This window comes from Streptosporangium sp. NPDC049046, from assembly GCF_040649155.1.
GTDB lineage: Bacteria > Actinomycetota > Actinomycetes > Streptosporangiales > Streptosporangiaceae > Streptosporangium.
The window spans coordinates 316,821-341,146 of sequence record NZ_JBEZEZ010000006.1; the positions used below are offsets into that span (position 1 = coordinate 316,821).

A 24,326-nucleotide genomic window follows, 5' to 3' on the forward strand; every position below is an offset into this window, starting at 1 on the left:
GGTGCTCGAGGAGGCCCTCGAGCACCTGGTGAAGGGCATCGTCGAGCATCCTGACGACGTCCAGGTTCACGCTCGCCGCATCCGCAGCGGGCGTGTGCTTGAGGTCCGGGTCCACCCCGAGGACCTCGGTAAGGTCATCGGCCGCGGCGGTCGGACGGCCAAGGCGCTTCGCACGGTCGTGAACGCCCTTGGTGACGGCAAGTACGTCCGGGTCGATCTTCTCGACCTGAACGAGGCCCGCTAGCCGGCGAGACGCGTCCATCGAGCGAACGGGCCACCCGCCCAGTGTGGGTGGCCCGTCCGTTTTTCACAGACACCATTACGTGAGGAGGCGGGCGTGCAGCTCGTCGTAGGCCGGATCGGCCGCCCGCACGGACTCCGCGGGGACGTGTCCGTGGAGGTGCGCACCGACGAGCCGGACAGGCGCTTCGCCCCGGGCACCGCACTGGCCACGGACCCCGCGTCGACAGGCCCGCTGGTCGTCGAGTCCCGCCGCTGGCACTCCGGGATCCTGCTGGTCAGGTTCGAGGGTGTGACCGGCCGCGACCGGGCCGAGGAGCTCCGCGGCACCATGCTCGTCATCGACTCGGACGACATCCCGCCCCCCGAGGATCCGGACGAGTTCTACGACCACCAGCTCATCGGCCTCACCGTGGTCAAGCCGGACGGCGAGCCGGTGGGAGAGGTGTCCGACGTGCTCCACCACGGCCAGGACCTGCTCGTCGTACGGCGCGGGAAGCCGGGGGCCAGGGCTGCCGGGGCCGCCGAGGTCTACGTGCCGTTCGTCAAGGCGCTGGTCCCGGAGATCGACCTCGCCAAGGGCCTCCTCGTCGTGGACGCCCCTGCCGGACTGCTCGACCCGGACGAGATGGTCTGACATGCGGGTCGACGTCATCTCCATCTTCCCCGAGTACTTCGCCCCCCTCGACGTCTCCCTCATCGGCAAGGCCCGTGAGCGCGGCATCCTCGACGTCCACCTCCACCAGCTCCGCGACCACGCCCACGACGTGCACCGCACCGTGGACGACACCCCCTACGGCGGTGGTCCCGGCATGGTGATGAAGGCCGGCCCGTGGGGGGAGGCCCTCGACGCGGTCCTCGCCTCGGGCCCGGCCGGAGTCCCGAGGATGATCGTGCCGACCCCCAGTGGCGTGCCCTTCACCCAGAGGCTGGCGATGGAGTACGCCGCCGAGCCGTGGCTGCTGTTCACCCCGGCCCGCTACGAGGGCATCGACTCCCGGGTGATGGCCGAGTACGGCGCCCGCATGCGCGTGGACGAGGTCAGCGTCGGCGACTACGTGCTCGCCGGGGGTGAGGTGGCGGTGCTGGTGATGATCGAGGCCGTCGGGCGGCTGCTGCCGGGCGTGCTCGGCAACGTCAACTCGGCGGTGGACGACTCCTTCGCGCCCGGCGCGATGGAGAACCTTCTTGAGGGCCCCGTCTACACCAAACCGCCCGAGTGGCGGGGGCACGAGGTGCCGGAGATCCTTCTCTCCGGGCACCACGGGAAGATCGCCAGGTGGCGGCGCGACCAGGCGCTGCGCCGTACCGCGAGAAACCGGCCCGAACTCCTGGCGGCGCTCGACCGGGAGAGCCTGGACAAGCACGACAGGCAGGTCCTGGCGGAGCTGGAGCTGCCCGAGGCGGGCCAGGCCGGTTCGGCCGCTCTGACCGGTTGATTTCCGGTCGGTCGGGAAAATATGGCAGACTGAAGCGTTGCCGCCGACTGCCCATCCGGTCCCCAGACCGGTTTCATCGCGGCCGGTCGGCCGGCCAGTCCCGAGACATAGTCCACTTCAGCACGCGTGTCCATCGCGACGCCGCTCCGTCGCGGCCGGATGGACCTCCGGGTGCGTTCGTAAATGAGGTACCACTGCCATGCACACGCTGATCAGCGAGCTTGAGAAGTCCTCGCTCCGCACCGACGTCCCGGACTTCCGGCCCGGTGACACTCTTGAGGTCCACGTCAGGGTCATCGAGGGCAGCCGGTCCCGTGTCCAGGTCTTCAAGGGTTTCGTCCTGCGCCGTCAGGGCGGCGGCTCCCGTGAGACTTTCACCGTCCGCAAGGTCAGCTACAGCGTGGGCGTCGAGCGGACCTTCCCGGTGCACAGCCCGGTCATCGAGAAGATCGTCCTGGTGACCCGTGGCGACGTCCGCCGCGCCAAGCTCTACTACATGCGTGACCTGCGCGGCAAGGCCGCCCGCATCCGCGAGAAGCGCGAAGCCCGCTAGGCGCGTCAGCGCCCGTCGGCCTGGCCCGTGCCCCCTTCACCGGGGAGCGGGCCAGTCGCATGTAAGGAGGTTTGACCTCCTATGGCAATACGCATGGCTATGCGGTACCCCGTCACTCAAGCACTTGGTACCGCCCATCATCTAGGCTCGTCAGCGATGACTAGCGAGGACCGGGAGTACGGCGCGGTTTCGCGTCGACCTGTCGAGGACGAGGTGGACGTGGTCGCCGAAGACACTCAGAAGAGCGCCGAGGACGGCAAAGGCAAGAAGAAGGGCTCCTTCTGGAAGGAGTTGCCCGTCCTGGTCGTCGTGGCGTTGGTGCTTGCCCTCGTCATCAAGACCTTCGTGATCCAGGCGTTCTACATCCCGTCGGAGTCGATGGAGAACACCCTCCTCACGAACGACCGGGTGCTGGTCAACAAGCTCGTCTATCACGTCCGTGACATCGAGCGCGGCGACGTGGTGGTCTTCTCCGGGGTCGACTCCTGGGACCCCGAGGTTTCCATCGAGGAGCCGTCCAACCCGGTCGCGGGGTTCTTCCGCTGGGTCGGCACCGCCTTCGGGGTGGTTCCCGGTGAGAAGGACTACATCAAGCGGGTCATCGGCGTCCCCGGCGACACCGTGAAGTGCTGTGACGACAAGGGCAGGGTGACGGTCAACGGGGTTCCTCTCGACGAGGATTACCTCTACCCGGGCGACGTGCCGTCCCAGAGCTTCTTCGAGGCCAAGGTCGGTGCGGGCCGCCTGTGGGTGATGGGCGACCACCGGATGGTGTCCCTCGACTCCCGCTCCCACCTCGGCGACCCCGGTGGCGGGACGATCCCGGTGGACAAGGTGATCGGCCGGGCCTTCGTGATCGTGTGGCCGTTCTCCAGGGCCACGACCCTTCCCATTCCCGACATCTTCGGCCAACCGGCCCTCAAGGCGGCCGCGGCCGTGGGAGGGGCGACACCGCTCCTCGCGGGTTTCGCGGGAGCCGCGCCGCTGGTGCTGTGGCGTCGTCGCCGGCTCTCAAGGCGGTAGCCGGATCTCATGACCGTCGAACCCGAGGCTGAGAAGAAAAAGAAGAACGGTAAGGGCGGTGGCCTGCGCGAGTCACTGTTCCTGCTGGTGTGCGGGGTGGTGGTGGCGCTGCTGTTGCAGGCCTTCGTCTTCCAGTCGTTCTACATCCCGTCCGAGTCGATGGAGAACACCCTTCTGGTGGGCGACCGGGTGGTCGTCAACAAGTTGCACGGTGACTCCGAGCGCGGCGATCTTGTCGTTTTCAAGGGCTGGAACAGCGAGGACACCATCAAGCGGGTCATCGCGGTCGGCGGTGACACGGTGAAGTGCTGCGACGCCAAGAAGCGGATCACGGTCAACGGGGTGCCGCTCGAAGAGGGTTCCTATCTCCACCCTGACGACTTCCCCTCGGGGGAGTCGTTCGAGAAGGTCGTTCCCAAGGGGCGGCTGTGGGTGATGGGCGATCACCGCACCGCCTCCGCCGACTCGCGTGCCCACGAGGAGAGACTGGGGGAGGGGACGGTCGCCGAGAGTGACGTCATCGGCCGTGCCGTCGCGATCTACTGGCCGTTCTCCAGGGCCGCCGTTCTCAGCAGACCGGAGAGCTTCCTGAAGGTGAGATAGCGGTACCGAATGCCCCGTAGGGGGCGTACTCTCTGGTCATGGTCGCTGTGCTACCCGTGGTGCCATGACGGTCGCGTTTCGCCCCAGACCCAGCGTGGTCCGGCGGGATTCGGGACTGTACGGCTACGAGCGGGCTCTCGGCCGCCGAGGGCTCGGTCCCGTGGCGGGGGTCGACGAGGCCGGTCGAGGTGCCTGTGCGGGGCCGCTGGTGGTCGCCGCCGTGGTGCTGGGCGGCCGGATCGACGGCCTGGACGACTCCAAGCTGCTCACGGCCTCCCGGCGCGAGTCGCTGTACGAGCGGATCACGGCGACCGCGCGGGCGGTGAGCGTGGTGGTGATCCCGCCGGGTGAGATCGACGCCCAAGGGCTGCACAGATCCAACATCGGAGGAATGCGCAGGGCGGTGGCGCGACTACCCTGTCACCCCGGCTACGTTCTGACCGATGGGTTTCCCGTCCCCGGCCTGCCCGCACCGTCGCTGGGTGTGTGGAAGGGAGATCAGGTGGCGGCCTGCATCGCCGCGGCCTCGATCGTGGCCAAGGTGACGCGGGACGAGATGATGGTGGCGCTGCACGAACGCCATCCCCGGTACGGCTTCGCCGTGCACAAGGGGTATGGCACCGCCGACCATCGCAGGGCTCTCAGAACCTACGGCCCGTGTCCGGATCACCGCTTCTCGTTCTCGACGGTGGCGCGGTCAGGAGCGGGCGAGGTGATGGGTGAGAATGAAGTGGGGGCCGGTGCCGTCTGATCGGGCGGGCCGGGGTGGGCGTTTAACAGGAGGACCGGTATGAGCGCAGAGGATCTCGAAAAGTACGAAGCCGAGATGGAGCTGCAGCTTTACCGTGAGTACCGCGACGTTGTCGGACTCTTCACCTATGTCGTGGAGACCGAGCGGCGCTTCTATCTCACCAATTCCGTCGATCTTGACGTGCGCACCGCCGAGAACGGTGACGTGTTCTTCGACGTGAAGATGCAGGACGCCTGGGTCTGGGACATGTACCGCCCGGCGAGGTTCGTCAAGAACGTCCGTGTGGTGACCTTCAAGGACGTGAACGTCGAGGAGCTCGCCAAGCCCGACCTGGAGATGCCAAAGGAGGGTTTCTCCTCCTGAGCGGCTTTCCTCGACGGCCTTGAGGGGGTTCGCCCACGGACGGTCGGGGGCTCCAGGGGGCTCTTGAGGCTCAGAGGGTTCTTGAGGACAGGTGAGGGCAGCCGAGCGGCCTGAGGCACCGTACGTGATCGAGTGGACACGAGAGGTTGTCCACAGGCGTGCGCGCTGCCCGGCCGGTTTTCCACAGATCCGCATTCGGTTCCTCGACGGTGCGGTGAGCTGAGCGAAGGTCTGGAACCGGAGGTGGTTCCATGGCCGCGAAGGACGAGCTCGGCAAACACGGCGAACAGCTCGCCGTCGACTATCTGCTCGCACACGACCTGCAGATTCTGGATCGCAACTGGCGGTGCCCCGACGGGGAGATCGACGTCGTCGCCCGAGAAGGGGACACGCTCGTCGCGGTGGAGGTGAAGACCCGCTCGGGTCGCAGTCACGGCACCGCCTTCGAGGCGGTCACGGACGCGAAGATCTCCCGCCTGCGCAGACTCGCGGCCAGATGGCTCGCCGAGTGTGAGGACCGGTGCCGGTTCGACGCGATCCGCGTCGATGTCGTCGCCCTGGAGCGGTTCGCCGGGGATTTCGTCGTCCGCCACGAGCGGGGGGTGTGCTGATGCCTCCCCGACCCTCAGGGGCTCCGGAGGCTCCCGGCCTGTCATGGATCGTTCGCTCCCCTCGGGGGGTGAGGTGAGTGGCCGTCGCGCGCACGCGCTGTGTGGCCCTGGTCGGGGTGACCGGCCGTCTCGTCGAGGTCGAGGCCGATGTCGGCAGCGGAGTGGCGGGTCTCCACCTCATCGGGATGCTCGACACCGCGCTGAGCGAGGCCCGCGACCGGGTCCGTTCCGCGCTGGTCAACAGCCGATACGCCTGGCCCGACTCCCGGATCACGGTGAGCCTGTTCCCCGCCAGCCTGCCCAAACGCGGAAGCCTGTTCGATGTCGCGATCGCGATGGCCCTGCTCGCGGCGGCGGGATTCGTGCCCGCGGCGAGGGTCGCCGAGCCGTTCTTCCTGGGCGAGCTGGGCCTGGACGGCTCGATCAGGCCGGTGCGGGGCGTGCTCCCCGCCGTGCTGGCGGCCGTCGCCGCCGGTGCCCGCACCGTCGTCGTTCCGGCTCGTAACGCCGCCGAGGCCGGTCTCGTGCCGGGGGTGACCGTGGTTCCGGCGACCACGCTGAGCGCGCTGGTGAGCTGGTTGCGGACCGAAGGGCCGGTAGGGGGCCTCCCGCCCGGTTCTGGAGGAGCCGGTTCCGGTGGGGGCGGGGGAGGCGGGGCCGGTGCCGCGGATCGCGATTCGAGAGCCGGGGGTCCTGCCCTGCGGGGACTTCCCGGCGCGGCGGGCCCCGAAGACGCCTGCGGTGCGGGGGAGGAGTCCGGTGACGTCCCCGATCTGGGAGACGTCGCCGGGCAACCTCTCGCCCGTCGCGCGCTGGAGATCTGCGCCGCCGGCGGGCACAACCTCTGGATGCTCGGTCCTCCGGGGACGGGAAAGACCATGCTCGCCGAGCGGTTGCCGACTCTGCTCCCCACCCTGGAGCGGGACCAGGCGCTGGAGGTGACCGCGATCCACTCGGTCGCCGGTGTGCTGCCCAAGGACCGTCCCCTGCTGGTCCGCCCGCCGTTCGTGGCGCCCCACCACACCGCGACCGTCGCGTCCGTCATCGGCGGGGGCAGTGGGATGATCCGTCCGGGGGCCGTCTCGCTGGCTCATCGGGGGGTGCTCTTCCTGGACGAGGCCCCCGAGTTCTCGACGACCGTTCTCGACGCGCTCAGACAGCCGCTCGAATCGGGGCAGGTGACGGTCTCCCGGGCGCTGGCCACGGTGACCTTCCCTGCCAGGTTCGTGCTGGTGCTGGCGGCCAACAGGTGCCCGTGCGCGCGGCCCTCCACCCCGAACGACCCGTGCGCGTGCGCTCCTGCGGCCCGCCGCCGCTATCTCGCCCGGCTCTCCGGCCCACTGCTCGACCGGGTGGACATCAAGGTCGGCCTGTTCCGTTCGACCAGGCGCGAGCTTCTCGCCGACCGCCGCTTCATCGAGCCGAGCCGGGTGGTGGCCGAGCGGGTGCTGCTCGCGCGTGAGCGGGCCGCCAAGCGGTTCGCGAACACGCCGTGGCGCTGCAACGCGGAGATGCCCGCCCGTGCCCTCCATACCGAATACCGGCCACCGGCAGTGGCGATGTCCCCGCTGCTCGGGCATCTCGACAGCGGCCGGTTGAGCGCCCGGGGCCTCGATCGGATTCTCCGGGTGGCCTGGACCCTCGCCGATCTCGCGGACAAGGATCGGCCGGAGCTCCACGAGACCCAGTCCGCGCTCGGGCTCTGGCTGGGGGAGGAACGATGAGCGACAGACTGGCACGACTCACCCTGATGCGCCTGGCCGAGCCGGGCGACACCGTGATGGGCGCCCTCGTGGCCCTACGCGGTCCCGAGGCCGCCGTCGCCCTGATCCGCGAGGGCGCCGCGGGCGCGGATCTCACCCGATGGTTCGCCGACGCCCACGGCCGCCCGGCCGGAAACCCCGGTCCACCGGTTGGAGATCCCGGCTCGCAGGTCGGAGACCTCGGTGCATCGGCCGGAGACCTCGGTTTTGGAGATCTCGGTTCATCGGCTGCAGAGCCCGGCTCGGCTTTTGGAGGCCCCGGTTCTGGAGGCCCCCGCTCACCTGCCGGCAACCTCGGCTCGCCGGGTGGGGTCACCGGCCTATCGGTCGGGAGGCTCGATCCATCCGGCGGTGTCCCGTCCGGCGGTGTCCTGTTCGGCGGTCGCTCCGAATGCGGTCGCTCCGAAGGCGAGTGCTCTGAGGCGGGTGACGGCTCGGGGGCGGTGCGGGATGGGCGGCTCGCGGCCAGGATCGACAGGACGGTCGCCTCCTGGGCGGCCAGGCTGAGGACGGCCGACCCTGAGCGCGACCTGGCCGAGGGCGAGCGGATAGGGGCGAGGCTGGTGACTCCCGGTGATTCCGAATGGCCGACCCAGCTGGACGACCTGGGAGACTCCCGGCCCCACGCCCTCTGGCTCCACGGTGACGCCGACCTGCGGTTCTCCTGCCTCAGATCCGTCGCGGTCGTCGGTTCCCGAGCCGCCACGCCGTATGGCGCGCACGTGGCGGCGGAGCTCGGAGCGGGGCTGAGCGAGCGAAGGTGGGGGGTCGTCTCCGGCGGTGCGCACGGCATCGACGGGGCCGCCCACCGGGGTGCCCTCGCCGGTGAGGGGCCGACCGTCGCCGTGCTCGCCTGCGGCGCCGACGTCGCCTATCCCAGCGCGCACCAGCAGTTGTTCGCCGCCATCCGGTCGCAGGGGGTGCTGGTCAGCGAGTGCCCCATGGGTGCGCACCCGACCAGGCCGAGGTTTCTCATCAGAAACCGCCTCATCGCGGCCCTGACCAGGGGCACCGTGGTCGTCGAGGCGGCCGTGCGAAGCGGGGCGCTCAACACCGCCGGACACGCGATCGCGCTCAACCGTCATCTGGCCGCGGTGCCGGGCCCGGTGACCTCGGAGTTCTCCGTGGGGTGTCATCGGCTGATCCGCCAGGGCAGGGCCACCTGCGTCACCGGTCCCGAAGAGGTGATCGAGCTCGTCGGAACGATGGGCACCGACCTGGCCCCGGAGCCGCGCGGCCCGGTGCTTCCCCGAGATCGGCTCGACCCCGAGAGCCGGAAGGTCGTCGAGGTCATGCCCACCCGGGTCGGTGTGGGGCCCGCGACGATAGCCGTTGCCGCGGGCGTCGACCTGGAGACCGTGCTCTCCTGCCTCGGAGGTCTGGCCGCCGCGGGTTACGTCGAACGCGTCTCCCGGGGCTGGCGTCTCCGCCCCGACCGCCCTCCCGGCGGGTGAAGCCCTCTTCTCGGTGGGGTCATGGGGGCGGGGTGGGCCGGGTGGCTTCCAGCCGATGGTGACGGTCAGCGCGGTCTCGGTGGGGTCATGGGGGCGGGGCGGGCCACACGGGAAGCAGACGGACCTGGCCGTGGCCGAGGAGGAGTAACGGGTCGAGATAGGCGCGGTCACGGAGCAGGCCCCAGTGCAGGCAGGTGGCGGGGCAGTGCCCGGGGGCGTCCTGAAGGGTGCCGATCACCTCGCCGACGGCCACCGCCTGCCCGCGCCGCACCGAGGGCTGGACGGGCAGGTAGGTGGTCCGCAGGCCACCGGGGTGGAGCACGGTCACCACGCCCCGGTCCGCGAGCGGCCCGGCGTAACCGACCGTTCCCGTTCCCGCGGCGCGCACCTCGGCTCCGGGAGACGCGGAGAGGTCGGTGCCCCGATGACCGGCCAGCCACGGCTGGGCGGGTGGCGCGAAGCCCCTGAGCACCCGTGGCCGTCCGCTGAGCGGCCATTCCCAGAGGGAGGACTCAGAAGGAGAGGACCCTCCGGAAGGGGGAGCGGACTTCCTGCCACGGGATCCCCCTGGAGCGATGGAAGCGGACTCCCCGGAAGGGAAGGTGACGGGTGCTCCAGCGGGGGGTGTCGTCCCCGCGTGGCCGTGCGCGGCCGTGCGGGCGGTCGCGGGGGTGCTCATGGGAGCCGCCGTGCCATATGCGCGGCCGGTCGCGTCTACGGGGGGTGCGAGGGAGGTCACGCGGTGGGCGCCAGCCGGTGTGGCCAGGACCAGTGAGCACAGCAGGGCTCGCAGCCCCACGGGGTGGACGGTCTTCATGTCGGCAAGCATGAAGACCCGTGCTGCGGCGGAGATGGACCGAACGGGATTCTGTGGACAGTGGGCGGTAGACGTGGCCAAGCCGGGAGGCGTGACTGAGGATGGGGAGAAAGGACGGCCCAGGACGTCGTGAGAGCGGGGATCGCGTGGTCGAAGAGCGTATTCGCGAGCTGGCGGCGGAGGTGGGCGTCGAGTTGCCGCCGGTACGGGTGAGCGGGGACGATCCGGTACTGCCCTCCGTCTTCCGGGTGGGCACCGCCGCCGCCGTCGCCGTCGGGGCCGCCACCGGGGCGGCGGCCGCGCTCAGAGGAGGCGGAAGCCGGGCCGCCGTGGACGTGCGGGAGGCGGCGATCGCCTTTCTGGACGAGCGCCACTTCAGGATCGACGGAGCGGCCGTGGATCCGTGGGCGCCCCTTTCCGGTGACTACCGCACCGCCGACGGCTGGGTTCGGCTGCACTGCAACTTCGACCATCACCGTGACGCGGCCCTCGCGGCGCTCGGACTGCCCGAGGGGGCGGACGGGGACGCCGTCGAACGCGCCTGCGCGAGCCGTGGCGCCGTTGAGGTCGAGGAGGCGGTGACGGCCTCGGGAGGATGCGCCGCGGCCATGCGCGACCACGCCGGGTGGCGTGGGCATCCGCAGTCACGGGCGGTCGCCGCGTCACCGCTGGTCCACCTGACCCGGGTCGGAGCCCGGGGTGGTGCGAGGACCGGCGCCTCGAAAGGCGGGGAAGGGCGGGCGCTCGACGGGGTGCGGGTGCTCGACCTGACCAGGGTGATCGCCGGACCGGTGGCGACCCGCGCTTTGGCCGCCCACGGTGCCCAGGTGCTCCGGGTGGGTGCCGGGCACCTTCCCGAGGTGCCGGGGCTGGTGGTCGGCACCGCGTTCGGCAAGCGCTCCTGTCATCTCGACCTGAGGACCCCGGCCGGGCACGCCGCACTGCGCGACCTGGTGGCGGGGGCCGATGTGTTCGTGCAGTCCTACCGTCCCGGGGCTCTCGAGGCGCTGGGGTTCGGCCCCCGGAGGCTGGCGGAGATCAGGCCGGGGATCGTGTGCGTCGACGTCTCGGCGTACGGAGGGCAGGGGCCGTGGGCGGGCAGGCGCGGGTTCGACAGCCTGGTGCAGATGGTGTGCGGCATCGCTCACGAGGGCGGCGACGGGGCGCGGCCCCGCCCGCTGCCCGCCCAGGTCCTCGACCACGCCACCGGTTACCTGGCCGCCTTCGGCGCGATGGCCGCACTGCTCCGCCGATCCGCCGAGGGGGGCTCCTGGCGGGTGGAGCTCTCCCTGGCCCGGACCGCGCGATGGCTGGACGACCTCGGCAGGGTCGACGGAGCGGTCACGCCGGAGCCCGATGTCACCGGCATGATCGAGGAGATGGACAGCGCCTTCGGCCGCCTGACCTATCTCCGGGCGCCAGGAACGATCGACGGTGTGTCGCCGTACTGGTCGAGCCCGCCTCCGGAGAGGGGCGAGCACCCGCCCACCTGGTGGTGAGGTCTTCCGCGGGCTCTGGAAGGCGAGTCAGGGGGAGGGTGAGGTCATCGGGTTCGGGGGGCGGAGGGGTGGCGCAGCGGGGAGAGCCAGATCCACGCGGCCGCGGTCAGCACCCCGGCCGCGGAGATCCAGAACACCGGGCGCAGTCCGAGCAGTTCACCGGAGAGGCCGCCCGCGAGACCGCCGAGGGTGAGGACACCCTGGATCATGAAGGCCTGCGTGGCGTTGACCCGGCCGCGCAGTTCGGCAGGGGTCTCGCGCAGGGTGATGGCGCCCATGCAGACGGCGAAGGCCACGACGGCCACGCCGGAGATCACCGCGCTGACGGCCAAGAGAAGGAAGCTGCGCCACACCGGTCCTGAGGTGAGCGCGACGATCACGAAGTCGACGGGGAAGAGCAGTACGGAGCAGGCCAGTATGCGGTTCTCGCCGTACCGTCCGGTCAGGCGCGAGACGACGGCCGCGCCGAGCAGGCCGCCGACGCCGAAGAAGGCGGTGATGGCGCCGACCAGCCCTCCGGCCAGGTCGAGCTCGTTGAGCGCGTAGATCACGAACAGTGCCATGTAGGCGCTGCCGAAGAAGTTGATCGTGATACCGGCGCCGCAGAGCGCGCGGAGCGTCGGGTGCCCGGCCACCGTGGCCAGGCCCTCGCGGATCTCGGTCCACATGCCACGCCGGGGAGCGGGAGCGTGGTTCTCCGGCGCCTTGATCGATCTGATCAGGAACGCCGAGGCCAGGAAGGACACCGCGTCGACCAGGAGCGCGAACGGCGCCGTGATCAGCTGGACGAGCAGTCCGGCGAGACCGGGGCCGGCGACGGTCGCCACGGCGAAGGCCGACTGGAAACCCGCGAGGGCTTCGGTCCGCTGACTCTCGTGGACCACCGTGACCAGGTGCGGGAAGTTGACCGCCCGGAAGATCACCGAGCAGGTGCCGACGACGAACGCCACCGCGATCAGCCACGGCACGCTCAGCGACCCGGTGATCCAGGCCGCGGGGATCGTGGCCATGGCGACGGCCGAGACCGTGTCACAGGCGACCATGACCGGCCGGTGCCGCCTCAGCCGGTCGGCGAGGGCACCCGCCTGGAGACCGATCAGCAGGTAGGGCAGGGAGGTCGCGGCGGTGAGCATGCCCATCTGGGCCGGGGACGCGCCGAGCAGGACGGCGGCGGTCAGTGGTACCGCGAGCCGGGAGATCTCCGTGCCGGTCTCGGTGACGGCACGGGCGGAGAGCAGGAGCCGGTAGTCGCGTTGTCTCCGCAGGGGCCCCGGCTTGACCGCAGAGGACTCGGGAGCGGTGGGGGACAGGGAGGGCTCGGGGGGCGTAGAGCGCGCGGAAGGCGCGGAGTCGTCAGGGGTGACGGGGGTGGTGGAGGTCACGGTGACCCGTCCCCTTTCCGCCTCCGAAAATTTTGAAAGGAATGCTTCATAACTGTGAAGATAACCCTTCATAGTTATGAAGGCAATGCTTCACGTATGGAGTGGGTACGGTCTGCACATGACCGAGGCATCGACGCGCAAGTCCCTCACCGATCCCACCGCGATGCGCGCGCTGGCGCACCCCGCGCGGCTCGCGATCCTGAACCGGCTCCAGGCCGAGGGGCCCTGCACCGCGACCGAGGTCGCCGAGGTCGTCGGGATCACCCCCAGTGCGGCCAGCTACCACCTGCGCATGCTCGCCAAGTACGGCTTCGTCGAGGACGCGCCCGTGCGCGACGACGGCCGCGGTGACGGCAGGGAGCGTCTGTGGCGCTCCAGCGCGACAGGCTTCAGCGTCAGCCCAGACCCGGACGACGGCCCGGACGTGCGCGGTGCCAAGGAGTTCCTGATCAAGGCGTATCGGGAGCAGGCGGCGGACGAGGAGGGCAGGGCGCTGGAGAATCTTGAGCGGGAGTCGCGTGAGTGGCGCGAGGCCGCGTTGTTCGGTCGGTTCCTCCTGCTGGTCGACGCCGAGGAGTTGAAGGCGCTGAACGAGCGGATCGAGGAACTGCTCGCCCCCTACAAGACCACCGTCAGGGATCGAGAGGACGCCCCGCCCGGGGCGCGGGTCTCCGAGGCGCAGGTCAGCCTCTTCCCCCGGGCCCGGCGCCGGCCGCACGGCCTTCCACGCGACGCGTAAGGGGTGCTTGACATCCCAAGGTCGGGGAGAGGCGCGGTTACGGGTACACTTTTTGGTGGCCTGTGAGTCATGGGCCGACTTCGCATGCCCCGTCAAGAACCGGGATCCCTCGGTCCGGGCGAGAGCTCGGCTGGATCCGGTTCGGGGCATCAGGGCGACAGCCGAGGGCTGTCGCGTCCAACCGAGAACAGCGCCCAGAGATGGGTGCCCCGATCTGGAGGACGATCAATGTCCACCCCCGTCGTCACCATGCGACAGCTGCTGGAAAGCGGCGTTCACTTCGGCCACCAGACCCGGCGCTGGAACCCGAAGATGAAGCGCTTCATCTTCACCGAGCGCAACGGCATCTACATCATCGACCTCCAGAAGTCGCTGGCCTTCATCGACAGGGCCTACGACTTCGTCAAGGAGACCGTCGCGCACGGCGGCACGATCATGTTCATCGGCACGAAGAAGCAGGCCCAGGAGGCCATCGCCGAGCAGGCCGCCCGTGTCGGCATGCCGTATGTCAACCAGCGCTGGCTGGGCGGCATGCTCACCAACTTCTCCACCGTGCACAAGAGGCTCCAGCGCCTGAAGGAGCTGGAGGAGCTCGACTTCGACAACGTGGCCGCCTCGGGGCTCACGAAGAAGGAGCTCCTCATGCGCCGCCGCGAGAAGGAGAAGCTTGAGCGCACCCTCGGCGGCATCCGGGACATGTCCCGGATCCCGAGCGCCGTGTGGGTCGTCGACACCAAGAAGGAGCACATCGGGATCAGCGAGGCTCGCAAGCTTCACATCCCGGTCGTGGCCATTCTCGACACCAACTGCGACCCCGACGAGGTCGACTACCCGATCCCGGGTAACGACGACGCGATCCGCGCCGTCGGTCTGCTGACCCGCGTCGTCGCCGACGCCGTCGCCGCCGGTCTCATGGCCCGCGCCGGCGCCAACCGTGGCGGGGACGACAAGCCGGCCGTCGCCGGTGGCGCCGAGCCGCTGGCCGAGTGGGAGCAGGAGCTGCTCGCGGGCGGCGCCGACAGCGCTTCGGCCGCCGAGGCCGAGACCGCGGAGGCCCCGGCCGAGACCACCGAGGCCCCCGCCGAGGCTGCGGAGGCTCCCGCCGCCGAGGTCGCGGACGCTCCGGCCGCCGAGGCCGAGTCCACCGAGAAGCAGGCCTAGGTCACTTCCGTACGGCTCCTTCGGCCGTACGACCCGCAAGACCCTTCCGGGTGGGTGCCGCTCAGTTGGGGCACCCACCCGATCCACGACGATTCCCACGAGGAAAAGACAATGGCTTCCGTGAACATGGCCGACGTCAAGCGGCTTCGTGAGCTGACCGCCGCCGGCATGATGGACTGCAAGAAGGCTCTCGAGTCGTCCGAGGGCGACTTCGACCGCGCGGTCGAGATCCTCCGCCTCAAGGGCGCCAAGGACGTCGGCAAGCGTGAGGCCCGCACCGCCTCCAACGGCCTGGTCGCCCTGAAGCAGGAGGGTGACTCCGCCGCCGCGCTGCTCGAGCTCAACTGCGAGACCGACTTCGTCGCCAAGGGCGAGCGTTTCCAGGAGCTCGCGGCCCAGGTGGTCGACCACATCCTGGCCACCAAGCCGTCCGACGTGCCCTCGCTGCTCGACTCCGAGCTCGCCGGCAAGACCGTCAAGACGCACCTCGACGAGGCCAACGCCGCGCTCGGCGAGAAGATCGAGATCCGTCGGTTCGCCGTGCTCGAGGGCGGTTTCATCGGCGCCTACATGCACAAGACCGACCCTCAGCTCCCCCCGGCGGTCGGCGTGCTCGTGCAGCTCGACTCGCCGAACGGCGACGTCGCCAAGGACATCGCGCAGCACGCCGCGGCGATGGCCCCGAAGTACCTCAGCCCCGCCGAGGTCCCGGCCGACGTCATCGAGAAGGAGCGCGCGCTCTTCGAGGAGATGACCCGCGAGGAGGGCAAGCCCGAGGCCGCCATCGGCAAGATCGTTGATGGCCGGGTCAACGGCTGGTACAAGGACTTCACCCTCCTTGAGCAGTCCTTCGTCAAGGACAACAAGAAGTCGGTCGCGAAGTTCGCGGACGAGAACGGCGTCAAGGTCCAGGCCTTCGTCCGCTTCAAGGTCGGCCAGGCCTGATCCCTGACATCCGCTCTTCAGGCAGAGCATCAAACGAGGAGGCCGCCGCCGTGCAGGAGAACACAGGACCCGCTACGCCGGCGGTTTCTTCGTACTCGGATCCGCTTCGCTGGAAGCGGGTGATGTTGAAGCTGTCCGGGGAGGCGTTCGCCGGCGGTGAGCCGCTGGGCATAGACCCGGGCGTCGTGAGCCACCTCGCGGACTCGATCGCCGAGGCCGTCCGCGGCGGCGTGCAGGTCTCGGTCGTCGTGGGCGGCGGCAACATGTTCCGGGGCGCCACCCTGTCCGAGCGCGGCATGGACCGCGCGAGGGCCGACTACATGGGCATGCTCGGCACGGTCATCAACTGTCTGGCCCTCCAGGACTTCCTGGAGAAGCGGGGGATCGACACCCGCGTTCAGACGGCGATCACCATGCAGCAGGTCGCGGAGCCGTTCCTGCCCCGCCGTGCCATCCGCCACCTGGAGAAGGGCCGCGTGGTCATCTTCGGGGCGGGGCTCGGCTCGCCGTTCTTCTCCACCGACACCTGCGCCGCCCAGCGAGCGCTGGAGATCGGCGCCGAGGCGCTGCTCAAGGGGACCCAGGTGGACGGCGTCTACGATGCCGACCCCCGTAAGAACCCTGACGCCGTCCGGTTCGACCATCTCGAATACGGTGAGGTGCTGACCCGTGGCCTCGGGGTCATGGACGCCACCGCCATCAGCCTGTGCATGGACAACAACCTTCCCATCGTGGTCTTCGACCTCATGGGTGAGGGCAACATCATGCGGGCGGTACGCGGTGAGAAGATCGGCACGCTGGTGAGCCCGGCACGGTGACGAACCGGCACGGGGCCGACACGGTGCCAGGGTCGGCACGGTGACGAGCCGGTAGCGCAAGAAGCGAGCCCGACGTAGCTGGTGGAGTGGTACGCGAGGTAGGAGCGTCCCGTGAAGCGAGCGAGGAGTGGTGAGCGACCAGAGGACGGGAAGCGAGCCCGACGTAGCCGGCGGAGTGGTACGCGAGGTAGGAGCGTTCCGTGAAGCGAGCGAGGAGGGCGCGTGACCGAGAAGACAGGGTGCGAACCTGACGTAGCGAGCCGAGCGGTACGCCATTGTGGTGGTCCGGTGGACCTCCGGCGTGATGGCCTCCCGCGAAGTGCGTGAGGATGGGGAGTGACCGAGAAGACAGGGAGCCGCTGTGATCGACGAAACCCTCCTCGAAGCCGAGGAAAAGATGGACAAGGCTGTGTCGGTGGCGAAGGACGACTTCGCGGGCATCCGCACGGGTCGGGTCACCCCGTCGATGTTCAACAAGATCAGCGCTGAGTACTACGGGACACCCACCCCCATTCAGCAACTCGCCTCGTTCCACGTGCCCGAGGCGCGCATGGTCATCATCCAGCCTTTCGACAAGAGCTCGATGGCCGCGATCGAGAAGGCGATCCGCAACTCGGACCTCGGTGTGAACCCCGGTAACGACGGAGCGGTGATCCGGGTGGCCTTCCCCGAGTTGTCGGAGGAGCGCCGCAGGGAGTACATCAAGGTCGCCAGGAACAAGGCGGAGCACTCCAAGGTCTCCATTCGCAACATCCGGCGCAGCGCCAAGGAGACCCTGGACAAGATGATCAAGGATGGCGAGGCCGGCGAGGACGAGGTGCGCCGGGCGGAGAAGGAGCTCGACGACCTCACCCAGAAGCATGTCGCCAAGATCGACGAGCTGCTCAAGCACAAGGAAGCCGAGCTGCTCGAGGTTTGAGCCATGATCCTTGTCCCGCGCGGGCCGTCCGTGCGGGACAAGGATTTTGTGTAGGTATGAAAGTAGGACCCCCTGTGGAACCCGTGGCGGGCAGTAGCCGTACCGGCCGTAATCTCCCCGTCGCGGTGGCGGTGGGGCTCGCCCTGGCGGCGATCATCATCGCCTCCCTCTACTTCGTGAAGGTGCTCTTCCTCGCCGTGGTGGTCGCCGCGGTGGGTATCGGAGTGACGGAGCTGGTCCGCTCGTTCGAGGCCAGAGGCATCAAGGTCCCCCTCGTCCCGGTGCTGGCAGGCATGGCCGCGATGCTGGCCGCGGCCTACTGGGGCGGGGATCTGACCGGCTCGGCCTGGGGCGGGACGGCCTGGCTGGTCGGCGTCTTCGCGATGACCGTGCTCGGGCTGATGATCTGGCGGATGTTCCTGGGCACGGAGAACTACGTCCGCGACACCGCCGCGACCATCCTGGTCGTCGTCTATCCCTCCCTGCTCGTCGGGTTCGTGGCGCTGTTGCTCGCCAACCCCGACCAGGGTCCCGACCGGGTGGTCGTCTTCATCGCCACCACCGCCGCGAGCGATATCGGCGGATATTTCGCCGGAATTACCTTGGGCAAGCACAAGATGGCCCCGGTGATCAGCCCGAAGAAGACCTGGGAGGGCTTCGCGGGGTCGGCGCTGGCCTGCATGGCGGTGGGCGGCTGGCTGGTGGCGTGGCTGCTGGAGGCCGACATCTGGAAGGGCGTCCTGATCGGCGCGGTCGTGGTGGTCTTCGCCACGCTCGGCGACCTGATCGAGTCGGTGATCAAGCGAGATCTCGGGGTCAAGGACATGGGCAGCGTGCTTCCCGGCCACGGCGGCATGATGGACCGCCTCGACTCCCTCGTCGCCACGCTGATCCCGGTCTGGGTACTGCTCACCCTGCTGGTCTGAGCCCGCCCCGGTCGGGCCCCGCCCCGGTCCGGACCTGCCCTGCTCTGAGGCCGCCCGTGGTATCCCGCCCGGGCGCGGTGCGGTCGTCACCCGTACGAGTCAGGGAGGGCGTCGATCATCCCGCCCCGGTGAGCCGGGTCGCGGACAGGCGCGGCAGCACCGCCCGGTAGCCCTCGGCGGAGACCAGGCTCAGCTCGTCCGGGGTGATCGGGACGAGCCAGAGCCACTGGACGGAGTCGCCGCCGAAGGAGAAACCCGACAGGTCGGGCAGTCCCGGCAGCCCGGTCAGCATCATCACACCGCCGTAGGCGGAGCCGAGCGGGAAGGTCTCAGGGCGGTGATACCACCTGGCGGTGTGGCCGTGCCCCAGCCAGGTGACCGAGTGCCACGGATACTGCCCCAGCCACAGGAACAGCCGGGCCGCGTCGCGGGCGTCACCAGGGGAGGCGACGGCGAGCTCCACCCGCGCGTACGCGTCCGGACGGTCGATGTACTGCTCGACGGTGGGCATCCGCTGGCAGCTCATCCCGACCGTGGACAGGATCGTGTGCTCCCTGCCGCGTTCCGGTGGGCGTTCCGTGATGCCCACCGCGGGCATCCGCTCGCCCCCCGCGTCCCAGAATCTGCCCGCGGTGCCGACCTTGCGGTCCAGGTGACCCATCACGAACTGCTGGAACGAGGCCCAGGCCCCGTCTCCGCCACGCCACTCCCAGTAGGCGCGAGCCTTGGAGATCCGAGGGGCCAGGCCGTCGTGGGCATCCTCCAGCGACCAGGCGAACGGGGACTCGCCCAGAGCGTCACGGGAGTAGCCGGGCATTCCCCGGCTCATGTCCGCCCATCCAGGAATGACCGCGAGCAGCTCGTCGTTCTCGTACAGGGCGACGCCGTCGCCCTCCTCGAACCACAGCGATCGCAGCGCGCCCAGGGGTCCTCTGCCGCCGGGGTGACGGGTGTTCGCCCTGAGGGCGACCGGTGGTAGTTCGGCCTCCAGGCGGTCCTGGTCGATTCCGTCCGGGGCCGGGCCGTGGTTGGCCAGCCAGACGGCTCCGTGCACCGTCCCTCCCGGCCCGCACAGGTAAGCTACCGAGGAAGTCTCGTCACGTTCGACCACCAGGGTGCGGCTTCCGTAGGGATTGATGTCGGTAAGCACGACCTCGACGCCGTCTCCCCGCTCTCCTGCGGGGCCCGTGGGGCGGTTTGTCGCCATACCTCCGGACTCTAGATCACTGTCGGGCACCGCTTCGAGCAATCGCGTAACCGTTGAGAGAAGGCGTTGGACTTGTCGACCGTCAGCCCGTCCGGGACCCCCGCACCCGGCCAGCTCACCTTCGTGGCGCCGCGCCGGGCCAAGCCCGCCCGCCACCTGGCCGACCTGACCATGGCCGAGCGCCGCGCGGTCGTCGCCGAGCTGGGTGAGAAGCCGTTCCGCGCCGACCAGCTCTCCCGGCACTACTTCGAGAAGCTCAACGGTGATCCCGAGCTGATGACGGACCTTCCGGCCGCGGCGAGGGAGAAGTTCGCCACCGCGCTGTTCCCCAAACTGCTCACCTCGGTCAAGGAGATGACCACCGACGCCGGCACCACCCGCAAGACGCTGTGGCGGCTCTTCGACGGCGCGTTGGTCGAGTCGGTCCTCATGCGCTACAGCGACCGTACGACGATGTGCGTGTCGTCGCAGGCCGGATGCGGTATGAACTGCCCGTTCTGCGCCACGGGCCAGGCGGGTCTGACCCGTAACATGACCACCGCCGAGATCGTCGAGCAGGTCGTCGCCGGGGCCCGCGCGCTCGCGGCCGGTGACGTCCCGGGTGGTCCGGGACGGGTCAGCAACGTGGTCTTCATGGGGATGGGCGAGCCGCTTGCCAACTACAAGGCCGTGATCGGGGCCGTGCGCCGCATGGTCGAGCCCGCCCCCGACGGCCTGGGCATCTCCGCCAGGGGCGTCACCGTCTCCACGGTCGGCCTGGTCCCGGCGATCGGCAAGCTCGCGGCCGAGGGCCTGCCGGTGACGCTCGCGCTCTCGCTGCACGCCCCCGACGACGAGCTCCGCGACACCCTGGTGCCGATCAACACCCGCTGGAAGGTCGCCGAGGTCCTCGACGCGGCCTGGGACTACGCGGCCAGGACCAAGCGCCGGGTCTCCATCGAGTACGCGCTGATCAAGGACATCAACGACCAGGAGTGGCGCGCCGACCTGCTCGGCAAGCTGATCAAGAACAAGCTGGTGCACGTCAACCTGATCCCGCTCAACCCGACCCCGGGTTCCAAGTGGACCGCCTCCCGTCCGGAGGACGAGCGGGCCTTCGTCCGGCGCCTGGAGTATCACGGCGTGCCGGTGACGGTCCGCGACACCCGAGGCCGTGAGATCGACGGCGCTTGCGGCCAGCTCGCCGCCGCCGAGTAGCCCTCACCGTGTAGGAAAACCCCGGTTCAGGGGTTCAGGGGTTCAGGCGGCGCAGGCGTGTGTACAGCAGGAGGCTCGCGGCGGTCCAGAAGAGGGTGGCGGCGGAGACGGGGAGCAGGACCTCCCCGAGCAGGCCGGCGTTGGCGGCGCGCATCCAGGGCATGATCGGCACCGCGAGGTGGCCCGCGGGGGTGAGGCTGATCAGCAGCAGGGCGAGATAGCCACCGAGGAGGGCGAGCATCGAGACGGCCGGGGAGGCGAGGATCGGGCGGCTGGTGAGGGCGCCCAGGGCCGTTCCCGCGCTCACGCCGAGCCCGTGCAGCGCGACGCCGCTCGCCAGGTCGGCGGGGGCGGGCATGGCGGCGAAGCCGTGCAGCAGCGGTAGCCCGACCGCGATCGCCGCCATGCCGAGGTTGACGGTGAGCGCGGCGAGCAGCCCGGCTCCGACCTCGCGGCCGGGACGTCCGGCGGCCGTCATGGAGATCAGCCGCTGCGTCGGGGGTTCGGTGTCGAGCAGCCCTCGGGCGGCCCAGGCGAAGACGAGGATCAGCAAACCGGCCGAGTCCGCGTACGCGGGCAGCTCCTTACCCGGCGGGGCGAGCGTCGAGTAGAAGACGAACAGCATGGCGAAGAGCCCGATCGTCGGCTGGAACAGCCGGTGTGACCGGGCGTAGGCGGAGAGCTTGAAGCGGACGAGATGGATCACGATGACCGCCTGGTGAGGTAGCCGTCGGCACGGAGCTTCTGCTCCACCTCGTCGGCGTCGCCCGCGTCCACGATCACCTCGATCACCACCTGCGAGGACGAGCTTTCCGAGGGGGATCGAGGGGGCGGCGAGAGCTCCTTCGCGGTGTCCGGGGAGGGCCGGGTTTCCGGGGTGTCTCGCGGAGCGGGGGAGTCCTGCGGAGCGGGGGTGGGAAGTGCCGCGGAGTCGCGGGCGCCGACGGTGACGTCGCCGTTCGCGACGAGCCAGTGATCGGCGCCGGGGAAGTGCCGAAGTTGGTTCTGGTGGTCGCTGACCACGACCGTACCGCCGCGGGCGGCGATCTCTTCGATGATCACGGGGAGTTCGGTGCGGGTCTGCTCGTCGAGCCCGGCGAAGGGCTCGTCCAGGATCAGCAGGTCCGGCGGGGCGAGCAGCGACTGGATGAGCCCGATTTTCTGCGCGCTGCCCTTGGACAGGTCACCGAGCGGCTGGTCCAGCAGATGGGCCGCGTTCAGCCGCTCCGCCAGGTCCCCGGCCGCGGAGGCGGAGGAGGAGAGCCCCCGGATCCTGCGCATGTGGGCGAGGTAGGCGGCGACGGTGAACGGCTGGTCCACCGGGAACACGTCGGGGGCGTAGCCGATGACCTCTGGCCGGTCGGCGATCGAACCTTGGGACGGAGGGACGAATCCCGCCATCAGCCGCAGCAGCGTCGATTTTCCGGCGCCGTTGCGGCCGGTGACCTCGATGACGGAACCGGGGCGGACGGTGAGCTCGACGTCCCGCAGGATCCAGGGGCCGCGCCGCGAGTATCGAAAGGACACCGTGGAGAGCCGCATGAACCGCAACATTACCGGTGATCATGCCGGAGTTCGCCGTTGATCGCCGGCCGTGATGCGATCTACCCCCTGGAAGCGGGCTCGACCTGATAGACAAGAAAATAAGAGGATTTCCAGGAAGCCGCGCTCGGTAGGTCACCCGGCTCACCACGCTCGATTTCTCGGCCTCTCCCGGTTCGCCGCCACACGGCGGGGGAGTGCTCGGGGGCCTGTCAGCGGGTACCCCAGGAGTAGGTTTGCTTGTGAAGCTTGAGATAGACGAAGGTCTCGGTGGCCCTGACGGTCGGGATGGCCCGGATCTTGCCGAGGATCTCCAGAAGATGCTGGTCGCTCTCGCAGACGACCTCGACCATGATGTCGAGCGACCCCGCGGTCAGCACCACGTAGTCGATCTCCCTGATGGCGGACAGCTCGTCGGCCACCGTCTCCAGGTCGCCCTCGCACTTGATGCCGATCATGGCCTGACGGGGGAAGCCCAGGGTGAGCGGGTCGGTCACCGCGACGATCTGCATGACTCCGGCGTCGAGCAGGCGCTGCACCCGCTGGCGTACGGCGGCCTCGGAGAGCCCCACGGCCTTGCCGATCGCGGCGTACGGCTTGCGCCCGTCCGTCTGCAGTTGCTCGATGATCTGCTTGGAGATCTCGTCGAGGACGACGGGGCCGGGCCTGGCGTCGTTTTCGCGGCGAACCTTGGGCGGCGTCGTCATGGGCGCTCCCTGGCGTCATGTTGCGGGGCTGTTGCCGGCATGTTGCGGCTCCGATGCGACATGCTGTCAGTTCCGGCGCCTCTGTCAAGCGATTTCGTAGCAATTTGGTATCTTAACAACGAAATCCCTTGTCGTGGGACTCTCGCTCTGTAAGAGTCGCGACAACTCAGCCCCGATCCATAGGAGGCCGACGGTGACCACCCCGGTTGAGACCAACGAACTCCCCCGCCTGCGGAACTACATCGACGGCGAGCTCGTGGAGGGCAGGAGCGGCCGGTTCTCCGACGTCATCGATCCGTGCACCGGCGAGATCTACCTTAAGGCCCCCGTCTCGGGCACCGAGGACATCGACGCGGCGTACGCCGCGGCCGCCGCCGCGTTCGAGTCATGGAGCCAGGCCACCCCGGGCGAGCGCGCCAACCTCCTCCTCAAGGTGGCCGACGCGATCGACGCGAGGGCCGAGGAGCTGAACGAGGCCGAGTGCCTCAACACCGGCAAGCCGCGCGCCCGGATGGCCGAGGACGAGACTCCGGTCGCCTCCGACCACTTCCGCTTCTTCGCGGGGGCCGCGCGCACGTTGGAGGGCCCGACGTCCGGCGAGTTCCTCGCCGACCACACCTCCGTCATCAGGCACGAGCCGATCGGCGTGGTGGGCCAGGTCACCCCCTGGAACTACCCGATGATGATGGCGGTCTGGAAGATCGCCCCGGCGCTCGCCGCGGGCAACACCGTGGTGCTCAAGCCCTCCGACACCACCCCCGTCTCCACGGTCAAGCTGGCCGAGATCATCGGAGACGTCCTGCCCAAGGGCGTCTTCAACGTCGTCGTCGGTGACCGGGAGACCGGCGCGCTGGTCGTCGGTCACCCGACCGCCTCGATGGTCGCGATCACCGGTTCCGTCGGCGCGGGAATGGCCGTGGCCAGGAGCGCCGCCGAGGACCTCAAGCGGGTCCACCTGGAGCTGGGCGGCAAGGCGCCCGTCATCGTGTTCGACGACGTCAAGGACCTCAAGTCCGCCGCGGAGTCCATCGCCACCGCGGGCCTGTACAACGCGGGGCAGGACTGCACCGCGGCCTGCCGCGTGCTGGTCCACGAGGACGTCCACGACGAGTTCGTGGCCGCGCTCACCGAGGCGGCGGCGAGCACCGTGACCGGAGACCTCTCCGAGGAGAGCGCCCTGTACGGCCCGCTCAACAACGCCGACCAGTTGGCCCGCGTCACCGGCTTCATCGACCGGGCCCCCGGCCACGCCAAGGTCCTGACCGGCGGGAACCGGGTCGGCGACCGCGGTTACTTCTTCGCCCCCACCGTCGTCGACGGCCTCAGGCAGGACGACGAGATGGTGCAGAACGAGGTGTTCGGGCCGGTCATCACCGTCCAGACCTTCACCGACGAGGCCGACGCGGTCGCCAAGGCCAACGGCGTCAAGTACGGCCTGTCCGGCTCGGTGTGGACCTCCGACCACGGCCGGGCGATGAGGGTGTCGAACCGCCTCGACTTCGGCGTGGTATGGGTCAACACCCACATCCCGTTCGTCTCGGAGATGCCGCACGGAGGCTTCAAGCACTCCGGTTACGGCAAGGACCTGTCCGTTTTCGGCCTGCACGACTACCTGCGCGTCAAGCACGTCATGCACTACATCGGCGAATAGCCGCGAACAGAGGGAT

General features: G+C 69.5%; 26 protein-coding genes. 20 read left to right on the forward strand and 6 right to left on the reverse strand.

Translation table 11 applies throughout. From position 1 onward, the window contains the following. Position 1: 1 nt before the first annotated feature. The 11 genes from AB0B96_RS11135 (at position 2) to dprA (ending at position 8,800) form a co-directional block, all read left to right on the forward strand. Positions 2-244, forward strand: coding sequence for an RNA-binding protein (locus AB0B96_RS11135; protein WP_329091253.1), 243 nt, complete (start codon positions 2-4; stop codon positions 242-244). Between the two features lie 93 nt (positions 245-337). Beyond that, positions 338-877: a ribosome maturation factor RimM gene (gene rimM, locus AB0B96_RS11140; RefSeq protein WP_362897706.1), complete on the forward strand. Its 540-nt coding sequence runs from the start codon at positions 338-340 to the stop codon at positions 875-877. A gap of 1 nt (position 878) precedes the next feature. Continuing rightward, entirely contained in the window at positions 879-1,679 is an 801-nt protein-coding gene (gene trmD / locus AB0B96_RS11145) for a tRNA (guanosine(37)-N1)-methyltransferase TrmD (RefSeq protein WP_362897708.1), read from the forward strand. A gap of 199 nt (positions 1,680-1,878) precedes the next feature. Then, positions 1,879-2,232: a 50S ribosomal protein L19 gene (rplS, locus tag AB0B96_RS11150; RefSeq protein ID WP_350948693.1), complete on the forward strand. Its 354-nt coding sequence runs from the start codon at positions 1,879-1,881 to the stop codon at positions 2,230-2,232. Between the two features lie 156 nt (positions 2,233-2,388). After that, a complete protein-coding gene (lepB, locus tag AB0B96_RS11155; RefSeq protein ID WP_362897711.1) occupies positions 2,389-3,255 on the forward strand; it encodes a signal peptidase I in 867 nt (288 codons plus the stop codon). Between the two features lie 9 nt (positions 3,256-3,264). After that, positions 3,265-3,858 (forward strand): signal peptidase I, encoded by a 594-nt coding sequence (gene lepB / locus AB0B96_RS11160; RefSeq protein WP_362897713.1) that lies wholly within the window; start codon positions 3,265-3,267, stop codon positions 3,856-3,858. 64 nt (positions 3,859-3,922) lie between these two features. Further along, positions 3,923-4,609 carry a ribonuclease HII gene (locus tag AB0B96_RS11165; RefSeq protein WP_362897715.1) on the forward strand — a complete coding sequence of 229 codons (687 nt, stop codon included), beginning with the start codon at positions 3,923-3,925 and terminating at the stop codon, positions 4,607-4,609. 39 nt (positions 4,610-4,648) lie between these two features. Next, the gene (locus tag AB0B96_RS11170; RefSeq protein ID WP_350948689.1) at positions 4,649-4,972 is read left to right on the forward strand and encodes a DUF2469 domain-containing protein; all 324 of its coding nucleotides are present in this window, start codon (positions 4,649-4,651) and stop codon (positions 4,970-4,972) included. Between the two features lie 251 nt (positions 4,973-5,223). Then, positions 5,224-5,583 carry a YraN family protein gene (locus AB0B96_RS11175; RefSeq protein WP_362897717.1) on the forward strand — a complete coding sequence of 120 codons (360 nt, stop codon included), beginning with the start codon at positions 5,224-5,226 and terminating at the stop codon, positions 5,581-5,583. A gap of 77 nt (positions 5,584-5,660) precedes the next feature. Beyond that, the gene (locus tag AB0B96_RS11180) at positions 5,661-7,307 is read left to right on the forward strand and encodes a YifB family Mg chelatase-like AAA ATPase (protein ID WP_362897719.1); all 1,647 of its coding nucleotides are present in this window, start codon (positions 5,661-5,663) and stop codon (positions 7,305-7,307) included. Further along, complete coding sequence (gene dprA, locus AB0B96_RS11185) at positions 7,304-8,800, forward strand: DNA-processing protein DprA (protein WP_362897721.1); 1,497 nt, start codon at positions 7,304-7,306, stop codon at positions 8,798-8,800. Before AB0B96_RS11180 ends, dprA begins: the two co-directional genes overlap by 4 nt. Positions 8,801-8,885: 85 nt before the next feature. Here dprA and AB0B96_RS11190 read toward each other — a convergent pair whose 3' ends face one another. Then, positions 8,886-9,272 carry a M23 family metallopeptidase gene (locus AB0B96_RS11190; RefSeq protein WP_362897723.1) on the reverse strand — a complete coding sequence of 129 codons (387 nt, stop codon included), beginning with the start codon at positions 9,270-9,272 and terminating at the stop codon, positions 8,886-8,888. A 491-nt stretch (positions 9,273-9,763) separates the two neighbouring features. On the opposite strand from AB0B96_RS11190, the gene AB0B96_RS11195 reads away from it, so the two are divergent. Continuing rightward, on the forward strand, positions 9,764-11,116 hold the full coding sequence (locus AB0B96_RS11195; protein ID WP_362897725.1) for a CoA transferase: 1,353 nt from the start codon (positions 9,764-9,766) through the stop codon (positions 11,114-11,116). Between the two features lie 44 nt (positions 11,117-11,160). Here AB0B96_RS11195 and AB0B96_RS11200 read toward each other — a convergent pair whose 3' ends face one another. Further along, a complete protein-coding gene (locus AB0B96_RS11200) occupies positions 11,161-12,498 on the reverse strand; it encodes an MFS transporter (RefSeq protein WP_362897727.1) in 1,338 nt (445 codons plus the stop codon). Positions 12,499-12,616: 118 nt separating this feature from the next. On the opposite strand from AB0B96_RS11200, the gene AB0B96_RS11205 reads away from it, so the two are divergent. The 6 genes from AB0B96_RS11205 to AB0B96_RS11230 all read left to right on the forward strand — a co-directional run bounded on the left by AB0B96_RS11205 (position 12,617) and on the right by AB0B96_RS11230 (position 18,006). Next, a complete protein-coding gene (locus AB0B96_RS11205; RefSeq protein ID WP_362897729.1) occupies positions 12,617-13,237 on the forward strand; it encodes a metalloregulator ArsR/SmtB family transcription factor in 621 nt (206 codons plus the stop codon). 228 nt (positions 13,238-13,465) lie between these two features. Then, complete coding sequence (gene rpsB / locus AB0B96_RS11210; RefSeq protein WP_362897731.1) at positions 13,466-14,398, forward strand: 30S ribosomal protein S2; 933 nt, start codon at positions 13,466-13,468, stop codon at positions 14,396-14,398. A 111-nt stretch (positions 14,399-14,509) separates the two neighbouring features. After that, positions 14,510-15,343: a translation elongation factor Ts gene (gene tsf / locus AB0B96_RS11215; protein WP_362897733.1), complete on the forward strand. Its 834-nt coding sequence runs from the start codon at positions 14,510-14,512 to the stop codon at positions 15,341-15,343. A 122-nt stretch (positions 15,344-15,465) separates the two neighbouring features. Continuing rightward, positions 15,466-16,161, forward strand: coding sequence for a UMP kinase (pyrH, locus tag AB0B96_RS11220; protein WP_350948679.1), 696 nt, complete (start codon positions 15,466-15,468; stop codon positions 16,159-16,161). Between the two features lie 361 nt (positions 16,162-16,522). After that, positions 16,523-17,080 (forward strand): ribosome recycling factor, encoded by a 558-nt coding sequence (gene frr / locus AB0B96_RS11225; RefSeq protein ID WP_362505019.1) that lies wholly within the window; start codon positions 16,523-16,525, stop codon positions 17,078-17,080. Positions 17,081-17,154: 74 nt separating this feature from the next. Then, positions 17,155-18,006: a phosphatidate cytidylyltransferase gene (locus AB0B96_RS11230; protein WP_362897735.1), complete on the forward strand. Its 852-nt coding sequence runs from the start codon at positions 17,155-17,157 to the stop codon at positions 18,004-18,006. A 115-nt stretch (positions 18,007-18,121) separates the two neighbouring features. On the opposite strand, the gene AB0B96_RS11235 is transcribed toward AB0B96_RS11230, so the two are convergent. Further along, positions 18,122-19,213 carry a suppressor of fused domain protein gene (locus AB0B96_RS11235; RefSeq protein ID WP_362897737.1) on the reverse strand — a complete coding sequence of 364 codons (1,092 nt, stop codon included), beginning with the start codon at positions 19,211-19,213 and terminating at the stop codon, positions 18,122-18,124. A gap of 72 nt (positions 19,214-19,285) precedes the next feature. Here AB0B96_RS11235 and rlmN point away from each other — a divergent pair, with 72 nt between their 5' ends. Next, a complete protein-coding gene (rlmN, locus tag AB0B96_RS11240) occupies positions 19,286-20,410 on the forward strand; it encodes a 23S rRNA (adenine(2503)-C(2))-methyltransferase RlmN (RefSeq protein WP_362897739.1) in 1,125 nt (374 codons plus the stop codon). Positions 20,411-20,444: 34 nt separating this feature from the next. Here rlmN and AB0B96_RS11245 read toward each other — a convergent pair whose 3' ends face one another. The 3 genes from AB0B96_RS11245 to AB0B96_RS11255 form a co-directional block, all read right to left on the reverse strand. After that, the gene (locus AB0B96_RS11245) at positions 20,445-21,116 is read right to left on the reverse strand and encodes a hypothetical protein (protein ID WP_362897741.1); all 672 of its coding nucleotides are present in this window, start codon (positions 21,114-21,116) and stop codon (positions 20,445-20,447) included. Beyond that, positions 21,113-21,964: an ATP-binding cassette domain-containing protein gene (locus tag AB0B96_RS11250; RefSeq protein ID WP_362897743.1), complete on the reverse strand. Its 852-nt coding sequence runs from the start codon at positions 21,962-21,964 to the stop codon at positions 21,113-21,115. Before AB0B96_RS11250 ends, AB0B96_RS11245 begins: the two co-directional genes overlap by 4 nt. A gap of 200 nt (positions 21,965-22,164) precedes the next feature. After that, a complete protein-coding gene (locus AB0B96_RS11255) occupies positions 22,165-22,659 on the reverse strand; it encodes an Lrp/AsnC family transcriptional regulator (RefSeq protein WP_329091340.1) in 495 nt (164 codons plus the stop codon). A 193-nt stretch (positions 22,660-22,852) separates the two neighbouring features. Between AB0B96_RS11255 and AB0B96_RS11260 the strand changes: the two genes are divergently transcribed. Then, positions 22,853-24,310 carry a gamma-aminobutyraldehyde dehydrogenase gene (locus AB0B96_RS11260; protein WP_362897745.1) on the forward strand — a complete coding sequence of 486 codons (1,458 nt, stop codon included), beginning with the start codon at positions 22,853-22,855 and terminating at the stop codon, positions 24,308-24,310. Positions 24,311-24,326 lie beyond the last annotated feature (16 nt).

Bases quoted from the DNA above. Each gene is read 5' to 3' on its own strand.
- trmD (WP_362897708.1), top strand. From the start codon at position 879: ATGCGGGTCGACGTCATCTCCATCTTCCCCGAGTACTTCGCCCCCCTC.
- rplS (WP_350948693.1), top strand. From the start codon at position 1,879: ATGCACACGCTGATCAGCGAGCTTGAGAAGTCCTCGCTCCGCACCGAC.
- lepB (WP_362897711.1), top strand. From the start codon at position 2,389: ATGACTAGCGAGGACCGGGAGTACGGCGCGGTTTCGCGTCGACCTGTC.
- lepB (WP_362897713.1), top strand. From the start codon at position 3,265: ATGACCGTCGAACCCGAGGCTGAGAAGAAAAAGAAGAACGGTAAGGGC.
- AB0B96_RS11165 (WP_362897715.1), top strand. From the start codon at position 3,923: ATGACGGTCGCGTTTCGCCCCAGACCCAGCGTGGTCCGGCGGGATTCG.
- AB0B96_RS11170 (WP_350948689.1), top strand. From the start codon at position 4,649: ATGAGCGCAGAGGATCTCGAAAAGTACGAAGCCGAGATGGAGCTGCAG.
- AB0B96_RS11175 (WP_362897717.1), top strand. From the start codon at position 5,224: ATGGCCGCGAAGGACGAGCTCGGCAAACACGGCGAACAGCTCGCCGTC.
- dprA (WP_362897721.1), top strand. From the start codon at position 7,304: ATGAGCGACAGACTGGCACGACTCACCCTGATGCGCCTGGCCGAGCCG.
- AB0B96_RS11205 (WP_362897729.1), top strand. From the start codon at position 12,617: ATGACCGAGGCATCGACGCGCAAGTCCCTCACCGATCCCACCGCGATG.
- rpsB (WP_362897731.1), top strand. From the start codon at position 13,466: ATGTCCACCCCCGTCGTCACCATGCGACAGCTGCTGGAAAGCGGCGTT.
- tsf (WP_362897733.1), top strand. From the start codon at position 14,510: ATGGCTTCCGTGAACATGGCCGACGTCAAGCGGCTTCGTGAGCTGACC.
- pyrH (WP_350948679.1), top strand. From the start codon at position 15,466: ATGTTGAAGCTGTCCGGGGAGGCGTTCGCCGGCGGTGAGCCGCTGGGC.
- AB0B96_RS11235 (WP_362897737.1), bottom strand. From the start codon at position 19,213: ATGGCGACAAACCGCCCCACGGGCCCCGCAGGAGAGCGGGGAGACGGC.
- AB0B96_RS11250 (WP_362897743.1), bottom strand. From the start codon at position 21,964: ATGTTGCGGTTCATGCGGCTCTCCACGGTGTCCTTTCGATACTCGCGG.
- AB0B96_RS11255 (WP_329091340.1), bottom strand. From the start codon at position 22,659: ATGACGACGCCGCCCAAGGTTCGCCGCGAAAACGACGCCAGGCCCGGC.